This is a genomic window from Streptomyces sp. NBC_00377, assembly GCF_036075115.1.
Taxonomy (GTDB): domain Bacteria; phylum Actinomycetota; class Actinomycetes; order Streptomycetales; family Streptomycetaceae; genus Streptomyces.
The window spans coordinates 9,008,116-9,023,495 of sequence record NZ_CP107958.1; the positions used below are offsets into that span (position 1 = coordinate 9,008,116).

Here is a 15,380-nt window from a genome sequence, read left to right on the forward strand (position 1 = left end):
GGAAGGTTCTCAATGAACTCCGCACGTACGTATGACCGCTCTTCCGGCCGCAGCCGCGGCGACGGCCCCGCTTTCGGCTCCGGCGCCGGTTCGAAGCGGGGCAGCCGTTTCGCATCCGCCCCGAGCCGTTCCGGCGGTCCGAGTCGTTCGGGCGGCTACGGCCGGCGGACCGCAGCGGTGCAGGGCGAGTTCGCCCTGCCGGAGACGATCACTCCCGCGCTGCCGGCGGTCGAGGCGTTCGCCGACCTCGACATGCCAGGGCAGCTGCTGGCTGCGCTGACCGCGCAAGGCGTAAGTGTCCCGTTCCCGATCCAGGGCGCGACCCTTCCCAACACCCTCGCGGGCCGCGATGCCCTGGGACGCGGACGCACCGGTTCCGGCAAGACCCTCGCTTTCGGCCTGGCCCTGCTCGCCCGCACCGCCGGACAGCGTGCCGAGCCCCGCCAGCCGTTGGCCCTGGTCCTCGTACCGACGCGTGAGCTGGCCCAGCAGGTGACCGACGCACTCACCCCCTACGCCCGCTCGGTGCAGCTGCGTCTTGCCACGGTCGTGGGAGGCATGTCGATCGGCAGGCAGGCCCACGCGCTGCGCAGCGGTGCCGAGGTCGTCGTCGCGACGCCGGGCCGGCTCAAGGACCTCATCGACCGCGGTGAGTGCCGGCTGAACCAGGTCGCCATCACTGTCCTGGACGAGGCGGACCAGATGGCCGACATGGGCTTCATGCCCCAGGTCACCGCGCTCTTGGACCAGGTCCGCCCCGAGGGCCAGCGGATGCTGTTCTCCGCCACCCTCGACCGCAACGTCGACCTGCTCGTCCGCCGCTACCTCACTGACCCGGTCGTCCACTCCGTCGACCCGTCCGCCGGTGCGGTCAGCACGATGGAGCATCACCTGCTGCACGTCCACGGAGCGGACAAGCACTGGACGACGACACACATCGCGGCGCGCGAGGGCCGGGTGATCATGTTCCTGGACACCAAGCACGCCGTCGACCGGTTGACGCAGGACCTGCTGAACAGCGGGGTGCGGGCGGCCGCCCTGCACGGCGGCAAGTCACAGCCGCAACGTACCCGAACCCTGACCCAGTTCAAGACCGGGCACGTCACCGTGCTCGTGGCCACCAACGTCGCCGCCCGCGGCATCCACGTGGACAACCTCGACCTCGTCGTCAACGTCGACCCGCCGACCGACCACAAGGACTACCTGCATCGCGGCGGCCGCACCGCCCGCGCCGGTGAGTCCGGCAGGGTCGTCACCCTGGTCACCCCCAACCAGCGCCGCGACATGACCCGCCTTATGACCGCCGCCGGCATCGTGCCCCAGACCACCCAGGTCCGCTCCGGCGAAGAGGCACTCAGCCAGATCACCGGCGCCCAGACCCCCTCCGGCATCCCCGTGACGATCACCGCGCCGGTCGCCGAGCGGCGTCAGCGCAGCACGTCGTCCTCACGCGGCCGACGCAGCCCCGCCTCGGCCACCCGGCGCAGGACCGGGCGGCAGTCGTCGTTCGACGCGGCGGCGTAAGGACTTCATGTTCAGCTTCAGGAATCTGGCCCACCTCTGCAGGAGGCACGTTGTGACGACAGTTCAGATGCAGCCCCGCTCGACGGGCGCCGCCCCCGTGCCCCGGACAGTGGCCGACGCCATGGAGACCGCCGGACCGCAGGTCTGCGACGACATGACCGTCGAGGTGGCCCTGTCCGTCATGGCGAGCGCCCGCACCGCACACCTGCTCGTCTGCGACAACGACGGCGTGTGCACCGGAATCCTCACCCAGGCCCACCTCACCGCGGCCCGTGACAGCTCCCTGTACACCGACCGGGTGCAGTTGCGGGACATCCTCGTCGACCCGGGGCCCTTCGCCTCACCCGTGACCACCATGACCGAAGCCGAGCACGCGATGCGCTACCGCTGCCTCGATGCGCTGCCCGTGGTCGACGAACACGGCAACGCCCTGGGCGTCCTCGCCCTGGCCCGCTGAACCGCCCCAACCGCGGCAGAACCAATTCCTCGTTCTTCTCCTGTGAGGCATCATGCGCTGTGTCATCGCCCGTTTCCCCTTCGACCTCACCAAGAGCGGCGTCCTGGCATCGATGAAGGGCGTCAAGCCTGAGGAAGTCTTCGGGGCGTCCGTAATCGTCGGCCGTCGCACCTACCCCGTCAAGCAGGTCGGGCAAATCATCACCCGCCAGGACCGCCGCGACTTCAGTGCCGCAGAAGTCCTGCGGGCCATGACCCAGCTCGGCTTCACCTGCCGCGACCATCCCCAAGCCGCTGCATCCACGCGCCCGCTCAGCGCGCTCCAGGCGGCTTCCGCGGCGCTCGGGGTCTCCGCAACCGTCTGACCGACGGGCAGGCGTGAGCCGCCGTCGCAGCAGCAGTGAGCTTTCACCGCCGTCACGGTCCACTTCAGTGCCAGCCCTCAGGCAGCCGCATGGGCCAGCGCAGCGCACGGGGCTTGAACCCTGACCGCACAAGTCCGAGAGCGGTGGCGGTCGGGCGGCTGGGTACCCGGGCCCCCGCTGGGACACCACACCTGGTGCCACATGAACCGTTCGGTGCTGGACTGGACACCGGCACCCGCGTGTCCGGGACGCCAGTCCTGAGCGGCATCGAGTCGAGGAGTGAGGTGGCGCCGTGACCGCGTGGGGGCGGGCGGGGCGTTGACGCTGGCGGGGACGCTGGAGGCGGCGGATGCCGCGCCGCCCGTGGAGTCGCTCGACGTGGTCGCCCGCATGCTCAAAGAGCGGCTGGGGGCGGCGTCGGTGTCGTTCCTGATCACCGACTTCAACGGCAGCTCGGTCGTACGGCTGGGCGCCGCGGGCAGTGTCGAGACCGGTGAACCGGCCCGGCGCATCCCGCTGCGGGGCACCCTGTACGACGATGTGATCCGCAGCCAGCGGCCGGGTGTCCAGGACACGAGTGAGGGCGCACTGGTGCGGATCGTCGCTCCGGTGACCAATCGTGGGGACGCCATCGGCCTCCTGGAACTGTTTCTGCCGGCGGCGCCGGATGCGGAGACGATGCGGGAGATCGGTGAGACGACGCACGCGCTGGCCTGCATCGTCATCGCGAACCGGTCGTTCACCGACGTCTACCACTGGGGCCGGCGCACTGTCCCGCTGAGCCTGGCCGCAGAGATCCAGCACCGGCTGCTCCCGGTGTCACTGGCGTGCGAGGCGGCGCAGTTCGCGGTGGCCGGGGCGCTGGAGCCTGCCGACCACGTCGGAGGCGTGGCCGAGGACGGCTGAGGTCCCGCCGAACGGGTTTGCGCGGCTGGAGTCTGCACCGCTGGCTGCCCGCCCGCATCCTCACTTCTGCCGCGACTGCGGCCACTTCCTGCCGGCTGGCCCCGGCCCGCATGCTGTGACGGCGCGAAGGCCAGGGCCTGGTGCCGGGGGCCGGCGCTCACCGGATCCCGGCCGTCGCAGCACTCAGCTCAGGTGTGAGTAGCTCTCCTCTCGTGGCCGGGGTCGGCCGGCAGGGCGAGGCGTGCGGGTCGGCCGGTGGGGGAGGGGCGGCGGTCAGTGGCAGAGGCAACGGCTCGTCAGGGTGCTGGTGTCCGTCCGCACAGAGGGAGGACGAGCGTGCGGCGGGGGACGTTGGCCGGAACAGGTGAGGGATCGCGGTGGCGAGGGGCTCGAGGCGACGGCGAGGTGTTCGGGCAAGGAACCTCCGTTGCGGTGCTCTTCCCGGCCCAGTGACCGGGCGATACTGGTGAGGGTGCGCTTCAGGCCGTGGGCCGGCTTCTCGGGGACCACGGTGCGAGGGCGGTGGTGGGCATCTTGACGCCGTCGATGAGCGGGGTCAGGTGCTGCGGCTCGGGCAGGTCCTCGGTGACCAGGCGGACTTCTCCTCCGGTTTCCGGTCACCTGGCGAGCGGGCGGCGGTGCGGGCAGTCTTCTCCCGTGCGGCGGTGATGCGCCGGTAGGCGTCGATGTAGGCCTGCTGGTCTCCGGGGACGCCGCAGGCAGTCGCGAATGTTGAGCATCTGCCGCACCCACGGTGGAGGGCAGGGCCGTGCGGTTGACGACTCCGCCAGACGGTGATGAGCGGCAGCGGTGCCCGGCCAGGCAGGTCGAAGTCGCGCACGGCCCTGGCCGCCGCCGGCTCGTTCGTAGGCGGGCAGCCCGGGTTGCGCTGAGGTGGTCAACGGTCTCAAGGCGTCGGGGTGATGCCGGTCGTGGTGCATGGCCGACACCACCCCCGTTACGGCTAGGACTGCTACTTGATACGGATCTCGGTCAGCTGGAGGCGGTACCTGGTGCTTTCGTCAGAGGCGGGCTTGCCGAGCTTCGTGGCTTCGAGTCGTAGACAGCGGCCTGTGGCGGAAGTGAGGGTGTAGGTCTGGGCGGCTCCGCCGGGGTCGGGTTCGGCGGTGACGGTGCGGGCGGTGGTGTAGGTGCTGGATCCGTCGGGGCGGGTCTGGATCGTGAAGTCGACGGGGAAGCCCGGTGTGCCGCCGCCGACCGCGCCGGTGTCGGTACGGGGGTGGAGAGTGACGGATCCGATCGCCCGGTCGGCGCCGAGGTCGATCTCGATCCACACCGGGGTGGCGCTGACGTCGGCGGAGGGGAAGTCGATGCTGGTGAAGCCCTTGGTGCCGGCCACGCTGGTGAGGGTGCCGTCGAGGAGCCGGGTCTTGCCCCAGTCGCCGTTCTCCAGTGTGTAGTTGGCGGTGACGGCGGTCGCGGCGGTGGGGACGGCGAGTTCGGCGAGCTGGAGACGGTACTTGGTGGTCTCGTCGACGGGAGGCGTACCGAGCTTGGTGGCCTGCAGGCGCACGTAGCGGGCGGTGGTGGTCTTGAATCCGTATGTCTGCACGAGCCCGCCCGGGTTGGGTTCGGCGGTGACGGTGCGGGCGGTGGTGTAGGTGCTGGATCCGTCGGGGCGGGTCTGGATCGTGAAGTCGACGGGGAAGCCCGCCGTGCCGCCACCGCTCGCGGGTGTGTCAGTGCGCGGGAAGATCCGCACGGCGTCGAGGTCGGTGTCGGTGCCGAGGTCGATCTCCACCCAGACGGGGTTCGCGCTGACGTCGGCGGAGGGGAAGTCGATGCTGGTGTAGCCCTTGGCGCCGGTCACGCTGGTGAGATTGCCGTCAGTGAGCCGGATCTTGCCCCAGTCGCTGTTTTCCAGGCTGCTGTTGCTGGTGACGGGCCGGCCAAGGGCGAGGTCGTCGAGGCGGCCTGCGCCGGTGACCGTGAACGTCCAGGTGCCCGGCTGGAGGGTGAAGTAGACGTACGAGGTGTCCTTGCTCGCGTAGCTGAGGCCCGAGACGCTTCCGGTGGATGCGCTGCCCGCGAAGACGGTGGTTCCGTTGGCCTTGATGACCGGTGAGGAGCCGCCGTACGTCGGAACACCCACCCGTGCGGTCGTTGCGCCCGGGGAGGTGAGGGTCAGGGTGACCTGGCCGCCGTCGCGCGTGATGCCGAAGCGGATGTCGCCCTTGACGGTCGGCGTGACCGTGGTGATCTTCGTGAGTGTGCCGGTCTGCGGGATGACGTCGTACGTCTCCCAGCCGGGCTTGGTGGGACGGACGCCGGCGGCGTAGGCGGACAGCGTGTACAGAGGGCCGCCGTTCCAGGCGTGATTGTCAGTACCGCCGGATTTATCCCATATCTCCCACAGGGTGTAGCAGGCGGGGTCTGCCACCTGGGCTGCGTAGCGGTTGCGCATCCGCTCCTCGGCGACGGTGGCGGCGCCCATGAGGTAGAGCGCTTCCAGGACGTAGAACTCCATGTAGGGGCTGGCGTTGAGGTGGGTGCGCAGCACCTCGGTGATCGCCCGGTGGCGGGAGGCGGGCGCGAGGCCGGCGACGACGGCGAGGCCGTTGGCGCGGTCGTCGGTGTCCTTGGTGTAGCCGGGCGAGCGGTACTCGTTCTTGGAGGTGTCCCACAGAACGCGGTCGAAGTTGGTCTTGATGCTGTCGCGCTTGGCCTGCCAGGCGGCGACGTCGCCGCTGTTGCCGCTGAGGCCGGCGAGCGTGATGGCCGTGCCGAGGGCCAGGTAGTACCAGCAGTTGTCCAGGACGCGGGCATCGATGTTGGTGCCCCAGTCCTCCCAGTCCCAGTCCCCGATGCGGTGACCGACCAGCCCGGCCGAGTCCAGGCTCCACAGGTTCAGGTACGCCTTCACCGACGGGTAGGTGCCGGAGACGGCGTCGGCGTTGCCCGTGTAGAGGTGGTACGTGCCGAAGGCCCACACCGAGGCGAGCATCTGGACGGGCAGTTCAGCGGTCCAGATGGTGGACGGCGTTGGCGAGTAGAGCACACCGCTGGGCTTCTGCCAGGCGGCCAGCTGGGCGATGGCCTTGGCTCCGAGGGCGTGGGAGCGGGTGTCGAAGGTGTAGAAGCCCTCTTTGAGCTGGTTGACCACATCACCCCACCACTGGGCGCGCTCGCGGGTGGGGCAGTCCATGTAGTTGTCGCGCATGTTGACGTACATCGTGCGCGCCGCCTTGCCCCACAGGGTGTCGAAGAAGGGCTCACTGCTGCTGAACGACCCGTCGCAGTCGGTGTCGTAGCCGGACTCCCGGTACTTCAGGTCCAGGATGGTGACGCCCGCGGGGATCGTGTACTTCACCGCAGTGCCGCTCATCCAGGCCAGTGCCTCGAACTCCTGGACCCCGCCGACGCAGACGTAGGTGGCGCGAATGTTGTTCTCCGCCGCGGGCGTGAGGCCGGTCAGGTCGTCGCCGTCCGCGTAGTGGTCGGTCTGCATGCCGATCACCGCGCCGGCCGGAGCGTTCACCTTCAGATACGGGGTGACCTGGAGGTTCGAGGGCAAGGTGGCCGTGATGGCGGTGGCGCCCTGGCCCATGGACGGCAGTGAGGACGCGTTGCCGTAGGACTTCAGGCCCGAGTACCGGAGCTGCGGCACCGGTCGGCGGACGAGATCGTTCCAGGGCGCGGCACCGGCTGCCCCGAAGTCGGTGGGGGCGCTCCAAGCGCTGTCGTCGAAGCCGGCCGATTCCCAGGCGGTCATGGCGGTGGCGCTTCGGGCGTCGTAGTAGATGTTCGACTCGGCCAGGCGGAAGTTGACCTGGGTGCCGCTGGTGTTGTTGGAGTAGCCCGGGTGGACGGTGTGCTTCCAACTGGTGTCGCTCACGACCCGGGTGGTGGTGGATCCGGCAGTGATGTCGGACTGGAACAGCAGACCGCCCCTGCCGCTGCTGCTGTGCGAGAAGCCTTCCTTGCCGAAGTACCACACCAGCAGGGCCACCGTGTTGCGCCCGCTCGCGAGGTACGGGGCGAGGTCGATCTCGTCGTAGTAGGTGCCGGTGCGGTTGGGGCCACGCTTGAGCTGCCCGTCGAAGACGACGAGCGTGCCGTTGACCCACAGCCAGTACTTGGAGTCCGCCGCGATCTGCGTCACGGCCATCGACGGCGCGGAGCCCAGGGTGAACGATCTGCGGAAGGCCACCCACTGGTTCGCCGTACTGGACGGAGCCCAGACCCACTTCGCGGTCCAGGCGACGGCGGCGGACGCCGCGGGAGCGAGCCCCGGCAGAAGCGCCGAGCCGAGGGTGGGCGCGTGCGCCACGGCTATGGCCGAGCGCAGGACGGACCGGCGCGTTACAGAGGGCATGCGGGCTCCTGCTGTTCGGTGTGCGGGGATGGTCGGGGGGAGGAGAGGCGTCCCGGAAGCCGGGCAGGGGAGGGGTGCGTAAGGAGCGTGGGACGCCAGGGTTTGAATCGTTTCATCCACGTGTTTGCAGCGGGAATTCTTTGCTGTCCCGCGAGACGGTGTCAAGGTCTGTGCAGCGGCCGTCTCTTCAGGAGCCGATATCGGCGAGGCGGGGCCGCCGAGGTCCCCGGAGCGGGTCCCGCTTGCGTGACGCGATGCTTCTGCACTGGTCGGCCGGGGCAGCCGCGACCGTGAACCACGCGCTGCCGGTCCGGACGTTCCGGCAGCCTGCCTGGGTCCCGGCGGACGCACGTCTGCCGGCTTCAGCAGCGCAGCTGATCGAGCAGGGAGGTGGACGTTCCGTGGCGGCAGCTGATCCCAGGCGAGCCGGCGGGGCACCGGCGCGACGTTCCCCGGGGCGCCCGCCCATGCCGCTGGAACGCATTGTGTCCACGGCCCTGCAGATCGTGGACGAGGAGGGCGCCGACGCTCTGTCGATGCGGACGCTGGCCCAGCGTCTGGGCTCGGGCACGGCGACGCTGTACCGGCACTTCGACAACCGGGCCGCACTGATTGCCCATGTCGTGGACCGCATGTTCGGGGCCGTGGAGCTGAACGGCGACGAACTCCACGCGATGGCCTGGCAGCAGGCGTTGCGGACGGCAGCGCACAGCATGTTCGACGCCCTGTCCCGGCACCGGAACGCGGCACACCTGATGGTCGCGCAGCTCCCCCTGGGGCCGAAAGCGATGGCAGTGCGGGAGCGCTGTGTCGCGGTGTTGCTCGCCAGTGGCTTCCCGCCGCGGCTGGCCGCGCACGCGTATGCGACCCTGGCCCGCTATGTTCTCGGATTCGCCGTGCAGATCAACAGGCTTGAGGTCTCGGGCCATTCCGAGGACGAACAGGCGGCGGTTGCCTTCCAGAGCCTCGATCCGGACCTGTTCCCGGCGACCCTCGCTGTTGCCTCCGAGATGCCCGTTCCGATCGAGGACGAGTTCTCCTTCGGCCTCGAACTCCTTCTCGGCGGGCTCGAACGCCTGCACGGCGACGTCTGACCGAACGAGCGACGGGCGCCTGCCATCCGCGGCCGCAGCGTCAGAAACGGAGTGCTCCTTCTGGCAGATCCTGTTCCGCGGTGAGCGGCAGCTCCAGAGAAGTGAGCATGTCCCGGTAGCGTTCCGCCGATGGGGAAGGAGGCTTTCTGCTGAACACCACCACCTCCCGGAAGCAACCCGACCCGATCCGCCGCGCATGGCGCGACCAGCGCAGCGGCACCGCGTTCTCCGGTGTCACCTTCACACCGATCCCCTCGACCGCGAACAGGAGCGCAGCCGACACCTGGACGGTGCACGCCACGGCACGCGGAGCGAAGCCGTGGTGGCCCGCCAGCCGGTCCACCACTTCACTCATCCGCTGGGTCCGGCTTCCGAGGAGCACAGGTATCGCGGGACCGTGGCCAGGCTGTGGGCCTTTCGCTCGATCCTTGGACGCTGTCAGCACGCCCCCCGAGTCATCAGGCATGGGCGGCGGCCTGGCTTCGACGCCGTCGTCTCCTGGACTGCCCGGCGGCGCACCCCCACGGTGGTGGAACTGGGACTGCGCACGTCACGTTCTCCTGGGGGAGTGCGGCCGCGATGCGCGGCTCCGGGGCGAGTGGTCGTCGCACCGACGAGGGACGGCAGGTCGTGCGCGCCGGTGCCCGTTTCGTACGTCGGGGCCGCTGCGTGTGTCAGGCGTGCCTGCGCACACTCCCGATGCCGTGCAGCAGCCGCTGCCCGGACTCACGGAGTCGGTCCCTGAGTTCGTCGAGGCCGGGGGCGAGGAGGGCGTGATCGCGTTTGCGCCAGCTGCCGGCGACCAACACTGCTTCGATGTTGGCGATGTCGGCGTGCAGGACCGTGGCGACGGGGTCGTGCGCCGGCCACAGGTTGAATGCCCGGGCGTCGACGGCGACCAGGTCGGCCTGCATGCCGACCTCGATCCGGCCCACCCGGTCGGCCAGGCCCAGTGCCTTGGCTCCTTCGACCGTGGCCCAGGCCAGTGCCTGTTTGGCGGTGACCGAGGCCGTGTTGGCGTGCATGCCGGTCGCCTCCCGGCACTGGGCGTGGTCCAGGCTGCGTTGATGGGCCAGGGCGATCCGGGCCGCGGCTGCCCAGTGGGGTGCGGAGGGCCGGCAGCCGCCCTCACCGCTCGTCCGGTCGCAGAGGTCCGGCACTGCCTCTTGTCCGGGCTGGGGGACCTGATGGTTGAGCCCGAACACATCGGTCCGGCAGCGTCCCGGCCCAGGTGACAAGTGGACTTGTCGGCGATGACCGGGCGAATGGACCACCGCTCCGTCCGGCAGGGCGGGCTTCACCCGGTGCTTCGCCGAGCATCCGTGGACGGTCCTGCACGCCTGCGCCGGGGCCGGTCACGTGACGACCGGCCCCGGCGGCCACTCACCGTGTCACAGGGTTACGGCAGGGGCGGGTAGGCGTTCTGCATGAGCTGCTGGAACTGGGCGGGGAACCAGCGCCCGGCGAGGGGTGCGTTCGGCAGCGCGCCGGTGGGGTTGTTGCCATTGCGGGCGTTGCCGCCGTAGGTGGGGTCGCACATGCGGTCGAATCCCTTGCCCTCGTCGTTGGGCACGGCGGCGCTGTTGCCGTCGGACTCACCCGGCGGCTTGACCCACACGTAGGCGTCGACGCCGGCGGCAGGAGCGGCGGTGGGTCGCTCACCGATTCCGGCACCGCTCTGGTTGCACCAGTTGCCGGCGTGGATGCGCCGGTCGGTGCGACCGCCGTTGACGTAGTCGTCGACGGAGGTCATCGGGCCGGGGCCGCTGGGCCGGGCGGAGCCGCCCCAGCCGTTGCGGGACGTGTCGATCAGCATGCCCAGACCGGCGTCGAACCCGGCGGCGACCAGCTTGTCCCGTAGTCCCAGGGCGAAGGACTGCTCGTCGACGTACTGGTTCCAGTCGACCCACTTCGCCTGGCGTATGGTCTGCCCGTTGACCATGTCGGTGACCTTGAAGTTGGGCTCCTTGACGGGGCTGTAGTTGGCGGTGTTGACGATGAAGCCGGCCACATCGCTCATGCTCGCGCCGTTGGTCGTGGCGACCTTCGCGAACCCCTGCACCGACGGGCCGAGGTTGCTGTCCCAGCCCAGCCAGCCGTGGTGACCGGCGTCGATGTAGTTGTAGACGTTCGCGAGGGCGCCGAGCTTGTCGAGGGCGTAGGAGACGCCCTTCTCGTAGTTGCCATTGCTCTTCATGGTCACGCACGCGTCGGTGGTGGTGCTGGTACCACCCGCGTTGGTGACCAGGTTGGGCAGGGAGTCGGGCTCGATGACGGTGGCGATCCGCAGGCCCGCGTACTTCGACTCGGAGAGGACCGAGGTGATCGGGTCGATGTACTGGCTCTTGTACTTGTCGAGGTCGTTCGGTCCCAGTTCGCCGTTGGAGGCGAGGGCGGAACAGTCACGGCCAGGCAGGTCGTAGATGACCAGCTGGACGACGAGTTCTCCGCTGCCCTTCTGCTTCAATGCCTCATCCAGGTGAGCCCGCAGGCCCATGCCGCCGTTGACGCCGTTGATGGCGGCGATCCGGTCCAGCCACACGGCGGTGGGCTGGTTGGAGATGCGGCTGCCGCCCGGTTCGGCGGCCGCCCTCGCGGACCACTCCGGATTCACGTAGACCTTGGCGCCGACATAGGGGTTGGCAGCCTTGGGCCCGCCCGGGCCGGGATCGGTCGGCCCCGGATCGGTCGGCCCCGGGTCCGTCGGCCCCGGGTCTGTGGGTCCGCCGCTGTCGACGTTGCAGGTCGCGCCGTCGAGGGTGAACGTGGCCGGAATTGCGTTGGTTCCGCTGTAGGACGCCTGGAAGCCGAAGCCGGCCGAACCTCCGGTGCCGAGCGAGCCGTTGTAGCTCTCGTTGGCCGCCGTCACGGAGGAGCCGCTCTGGCTGACCTTTGCGTTCCAGCCGTTGCTGATCTTCTGGTTCCCGGCGTACGACCACTTCAGCGACCAACTCGACTTGGCCGCGCCGTTGTTGGTGACCGTGACGGCGGCGGTGAAGCCGGTGTCCCACTGGTTCTGCACCGTGTAGTCCACGGTGCAGGGCACGGACGCGGCGGTGGCGTCGGCCGGGCCGGCGACGACGGCGGCGCCGGAGGTACCGGCAAGCAGCGCCAGCGCGGTGAGCAGTGACATTCTTGTACGACTCATGGGAGGAGTTCCTTCTCCTTCTGGGGGGCGAGCGGCTCAGAGACGCGAGCAGGCGATCGCGTGACCGGAGCGATCGGGGGCAACTGCCGCCACCACGGCGCGGCCAGGCGTTCGGGCGGGGTGCACACGGGACGAAGCGGTCCCGCCGGATTGCCTAAGCCCTGGCCATGGGCGCTGTGGGGGACAGACGTTGGGGTGATGGCGTGCTGCGCGGCCCGCTGTCAGGCTCTGGGCTGCGCTGAAGCCGCCGCCGTATGCAGGTTCGACGGCCAACTGCATGTGCCGCAGGCGCCGGCGGGGCCGAAGTGAGCGCAGCCCGCATGGGCGGCGATGAAAGCTGCTGTACGCGGGGGGTGTCGCATGAGCGACTCCTTTCAGCTGGGCGCGCCGTGATGACTGCGCCTAGTGATGGAACCGCTCCCACTGGTGCGATGGACGCTAGCGCCAACCGCCGCGATTTCACAGGGTGGTTGCTTAACTTTTCTGTACGTGAACCGGTTCGGACGATTCAACTCCTCAACGTCTTGACCTGAACGGTGTCCGTCCTCAAGATGGGAGCGCTCCCACTGGTTCAGGCCTTGATCCCCCACCGAGCCGCATACGGCAAGGAGGAACCAGCACATGGATCCCGGACGTTAGTGCAGAGCCGCGCGGCGGTTGTGGACCGCCGTAGCGGCTACGTTCGCCCAGTCGACCTTCCTTTCCCTCCGGTCCTTCTGCAAGAGCGATCCGGCGTGGTCGAAGATCGAGGCATACCTGAAGGGCGGCGCCGCCCCCGTCTTCACCTACCACCGGTTCTGGGCCCAGGCCGACATCGCACTGGCCGTGGGCTCGTACGCGGAGCTCCTCGAATAGCCCCCGCCACGGCTCCGTGTACATGACTCCGCCGCATGCGGACGGGGTCACCTGGCCGGACGGCCCCACCCTCCCGGGGCCGTCCGGCGCTCCGAAATCAGGTACGGCACACATGGATTGCACCAGGACGCCCCTCACGTCCTGGCGAGGGCGTGCACACCATCGCAATCGTCCGAGTTTTGGGAGCGCTCCCAAAACCTTGGCCAACGATCTGTCACTTCTTGGAAGCACCCGTGGAGGTACTGCATGCAACCCGTACAGCACAGGCCAGGAACGCGAGCTCTGTGGGGCGCCGTGCTGACCGTTCTCGTCGCACTCGCGGCGCTTCTCGGCGCGGCTCCCGCATCACAGGCCGACACGACGATCTGTGAGGCCTTCGGCACCACCACAGTCCAGGGCCGTTACGTCGTGCAGAACAACCGCTGGGGCACCAGTGCCACCCAGTGCATCTCCGTCACGGACTCGGGCTTCAGGGTCACTCGGGCCGACGGCTCGGTCCCGACGGACGGCGCCCCGAAGTCGTACCCGTCCGTGTACAACGGCTGCCATTACACCAACTGCTCGCCCGGCACGAATCTCCCGGCCCAGCTCAGCTCCATCGCGAGCGCGCCCTCGGGTATCTCCTTCAGCTACGTGAGCGGTGCGGCCTACGACGCCGCCTACGACATCTGGCTGGACCCGAACCCCCGCACCGACGGCGTGAACCGCACCGAGATCATGATCTGGTTCAACCGTGTCGGGTCCGTGCAGCCGGTGGGCTCGCCCTCCGGTTCCGCCACCGTGGCCGGACGCCAGTGGCAGGTGTGGTCCGGCAACAACGGCTCCAACGACGTCCTGTCCTTCGTCGCGCCGTCGGCGATCGACAGCTGGAACTTCGACGTGATGGACTTCGTCCGGCAGGCCGTCTCCCGCGGACTCGCGCAGAACAACTGGTACCTGACGAGCATTCAGGCAGGCTTCGAGCCCTGGCAGAACGGCGCGGGGCTGGCGGTTACCTCGTTCTCGTCCAGTGTGAACCTCGGCGGCGGCACCGGCGGCGGTTCGGGCGGCTCGTCGGCCTGCAAGGTGGCCTACGGCACGAACGTGTGGCAGGGAGGGTTCACGGCGGACGTCACCGTGACCAACACGGGCTCGTCGTCCGTCGACGCCTGGAAACTCGCGTTCACGTTGCCTCCCGGGCAGAAGGTCACGAGTGCGTGGAGCGCCGAGATCTCACCCTCGTCGGGAGCAGTGAAGGCGGGTGGTATGGCCTACAACGCGTCCATCGCACCGGGCGGCCAGGTCTCCTTCGGGTTCCAGGGCGCCTATGACGGCGCCTTCGCCAAACCAGCCGCATTCAGCCTGAACGGCACGTCCTGCACCACCGCGTGAGGGCACCCGGACGGGCAGCCTGACCGGCCGCCCTGAACGCCTGCCCGCCTCCAATCGCATGCACCTGGCACCGCGGATCCACCCGGCTGACATCTCTGCCGGACCGGGCGGATCCGCGGTCTCTCCCGCGTTGCGGCGGGCTCTGCCGCAACGGACCACCGCTATCGCCTTCTCGTTCGTGCCGAGCCCGGTCGATCATGCGCGGAAGGCATGTGCCCCGCTTCTCCGCCCCGTAAGATCGGCGCGGGTGGGGGGAGGTGGTCATGGCCAGGCGACGACCCGGGGTGCCGACTCTGGAAGAGGTGGCCGCCCACGCCGGCGTGGGACGGGGCACGGTCTCCCGGGTCATCAACAACGCGGCCGGCGTGAAGGAGTCGACACGCCGGGCCGTGCAGCGGGCCATCGAGGAACTGGAGTACGTGCCCAATCTCGCGGCCCGGTCCCTGGCCGGGCAGCGTGCGGACGCCGTGGCCCTCGTGCTGACGGAGCCGGACTGGAGACAGTTCGCGGAGCCGTTCTTCTCGGAGATTGTCCGCTCGCTCGGCGATGCGCTGGCGGACACCGGGATGCAGCTGATGCTGACCCTGGTCCGCTCGGAGACCGAGCGGCAGCGCTTCCTGGAGTACGCACGAGGCGGCCGGGTCGACGGAGCCCTGCTGATGTCGGTACACGCCGACGACAGGCTGCCCGACATGCTCGCCGAGGCACGGTTGCCGACCGTCCTGCTGGGGCGCCGCTCGGGCGACGAGTATGTGAGCTACGTCGACGCCGACAACGTGGGCGGCGCCCGAAATGCCGTATCCCACCTTCTGAAACAGGGCCGCACGGCGATCGCCACCATTACGGGGCCACTGGACATGTACGTAGCGCAGTGCCGACTGCGCGGCTATCAGGAGGCGCTGGCGCTGGCCGGCCTGAAGACGTCACGGTCCTGGGTTGCGGAGAGTGATTTCTCGGAGGAGAGCGGTCGTCGCGCGATGGTGGAACTACTCGAACGGCACCCCAAGATCGACGCCGTCCTCGCTGCGTCGGACACCACGGCGGCCGGGGCGCTGCGCGCACTGCGCGCGGCTGGACGGCGGGTACCCGAGGACGTCGCCGTCATCGGTTTCGACGACTTTCCACTGGCCCAGCGCACCGAGCCGCGCCTGACCACAGTGCGACAGCCGCTGGAGCAGATGGGGCGGGCCATGATCAGGCTGCTGCTGGAGGAGATGGAGGAGGAGTCCGTAGCCTGGCGCCACGTCATCCTCCGCACAGAGCTGGTCGTCCGGGAGTCCTCCTGACAGCCCTCCGTCTGACAGTTTGATTCCCGCCCGTGGTGG

10 protein-coding genes and 2 pseudogenes are annotated in these 15,380 nt (G+C 69.3%); 8 read left to right on the forward strand and 4 right to left on the reverse strand.

The features are described from left to right. Positions 1-12: 12 nt before the first annotated feature. The 4 genes and pseudogenes from OHS71_RS40070 to OHS71_RS40085 all read left to right on the forward strand — a co-directional run. Complete coding sequence (locus OHS71_RS40070) at positions 13-1,524, forward strand: DEAD/DEAH box helicase (protein ID WP_328484217.1); 1,512 nt, start codon at positions 13-15, stop codon at positions 1,522-1,524. 52 nt (positions 1,525-1,576) lie between these two features. Beyond that, positions 1,577-1,981, forward strand: coding sequence for a CBS domain-containing protein (locus OHS71_RS40075; RefSeq protein WP_328484218.1), 405 nt, complete (start codon positions 1,577-1,579; stop codon positions 1,979-1,981). A 52-nt stretch (positions 1,982-2,033) separates the two neighbouring features. Further along, on the forward strand, positions 2,034-2,345 hold the full coding sequence (locus OHS71_RS40080) for an SCO5918 family protein (RefSeq protein ID WP_328484219.1): 312 nt from the start codon (positions 2,034-2,036) through the stop codon (positions 2,343-2,345). Positions 2,346-2,663: 318 nt separating this feature from the next. After that, a pseudogene (locus tag OHS71_RS40085) lies at positions 2,664-3,233 on the forward strand (serine/threonine-protein phosphatase); the annotation flags it as partial. Between the two features lie 991 nt (positions 3,234-4,224). On the opposite strand, the gene OHS71_RS40090 reads toward OHS71_RS40085, so the two are convergent. After that, positions 4,225-7,587 carry an alpha-L-rhamnosidase-related protein gene (locus tag OHS71_RS40090; RefSeq protein ID WP_328484221.1) on the reverse strand — a complete coding sequence of 1,121 codons (3,363 nt, stop codon included), beginning with the start codon at positions 7,585-7,587 and terminating at the stop codon, positions 4,225-4,227. A gap of 467 nt (positions 7,588-8,054) precedes the next feature. Here OHS71_RS40090 and OHS71_RS40095 point away from each other — a divergent pair, with 467 nt between their 5' ends. Further along, positions 8,055-8,681, forward strand: a complete 627-nt coding sequence (locus tag OHS71_RS40095; protein WP_328484222.1) for a TetR/AcrR family transcriptional regulator — start codon at positions 8,055-8,057, stop codon at positions 8,679-8,681. 40 nt (positions 8,682-8,721) lie between these two features. On the opposite strand, the gene OHS71_RS40100 is transcribed toward OHS71_RS40095, so the two are convergent. The 3 genes from OHS71_RS40100 to OHS71_RS40110 all read right to left on the reverse strand — a co-directional run bounded on the left by OHS71_RS40100 (position 8,722) and on the right by OHS71_RS40110 (position 11,829). Further along, complete coding sequence (locus OHS71_RS40100; RefSeq protein ID WP_328484223.1) at positions 8,722-9,036, reverse strand: hypothetical protein; 315 nt, start codon at positions 9,034-9,036, stop codon at positions 8,722-8,724. A 319-nt stretch (positions 9,037-9,355) separates the two neighbouring features. Beyond that, positions 9,356-9,841, reverse strand: a complete 486-nt coding sequence (locus tag OHS71_RS40105; protein ID WP_328484224.1) for an amidohydrolase family protein — start codon at positions 9,839-9,841, stop codon at positions 9,356-9,358. Positions 9,842-10,080: 239 nt separating this feature from the next. After that, positions 10,081-11,829 carry a glycoside hydrolase family 6 protein gene (locus OHS71_RS40110; protein WP_328484225.1) on the reverse strand — a complete coding sequence of 583 codons (1,749 nt, stop codon included), beginning with the start codon at positions 11,827-11,829 and terminating at the stop codon, positions 10,081-10,083. A 684-nt stretch (positions 11,830-12,513) separates the two neighbouring features. Between OHS71_RS40110 and OHS71_RS40115 the strand changes: the two are divergent. The 3 genes and pseudogenes from OHS71_RS40115 to OHS71_RS40125 form a co-directional block, all read left to right on the forward strand. Then, positions 12,514-12,684: pseudogene (locus OHS71_RS40115) on the forward strand (glycoside hydrolase family 48 protein); the annotation flags it as partial. 246 nt (positions 12,685-12,930) lie between these two features. Beyond that, positions 12,931-14,055 (forward strand): GH12 family glycosyl hydrolase domain-containing protein, encoded by a 1,125-nt coding sequence (locus OHS71_RS40120; RefSeq protein ID WP_328484227.1) that lies wholly within the window; start codon positions 12,931-12,933, stop codon positions 14,053-14,055. A 263-nt stretch (positions 14,056-14,318) separates the two neighbouring features. Next, positions 14,319-15,341, forward strand: a complete 1,023-nt coding sequence (locus tag OHS71_RS40125; RefSeq protein ID WP_328484228.1) for a LacI family DNA-binding transcriptional regulator — start codon at positions 14,319-14,321, stop codon at positions 15,339-15,341. The last annotated feature ends 39 nt before the right edge of the window (positions 15,342-15,380 follow it).

Bases quoted from the DNA above. Each gene is read 5' to 3' on its own strand.
- OHS71_RS40070 (WP_328484217.1), top strand. From the start codon at position 13: ATGAACTCCGCACGTACGTATGACCGCTCTTCCGGCCGCAGCCGCGGC.
- OHS71_RS40080 (WP_328484219.1), top strand. From the start codon at position 2,034: ATGCGCTGTGTCATCGCCCGTTTCCCCTTCGACCTCACCAAGAGCGGC.
- OHS71_RS40090 (WP_328484221.1), bottom strand. From the start codon at position 7,587: ATGCCCTCTGTAACGCGCCGGTCCGTCCTGCGCTCGGCCATAGCCGTG.
- OHS71_RS40095 (WP_328484222.1), top strand. From the start codon at position 8,055: ATGCCGCTGGAACGCATTGTGTCCACGGCCCTGCAGATCGTGGACGAG.
- OHS71_RS40100 (WP_328484223.1), bottom strand. From the start codon at position 9,036: ATGAGTGAAGTGGTGGACCGGCTGGCGGGCCACCACGGCTTCGCTCCG.
- OHS71_RS40110 (WP_328484225.1), bottom strand. From the start codon at position 11,829: ATGAGTCGTACAAGAATGTCACTGCTCACCGCGCTGGCGCTGCTTGCC.
- OHS71_RS40120 (WP_328484227.1), top strand. From the start codon at position 12,931: ATGCAACCCGTACAGCACAGGCCAGGAACGCGAGCTCTGTGGGGCGCC.
- OHS71_RS40125 (WP_328484228.1), top strand. From the start codon at position 14,319: ATGGCCAGGCGACGACCCGGGGTGCCGACTCTGGAAGAGGTGGCCGCC.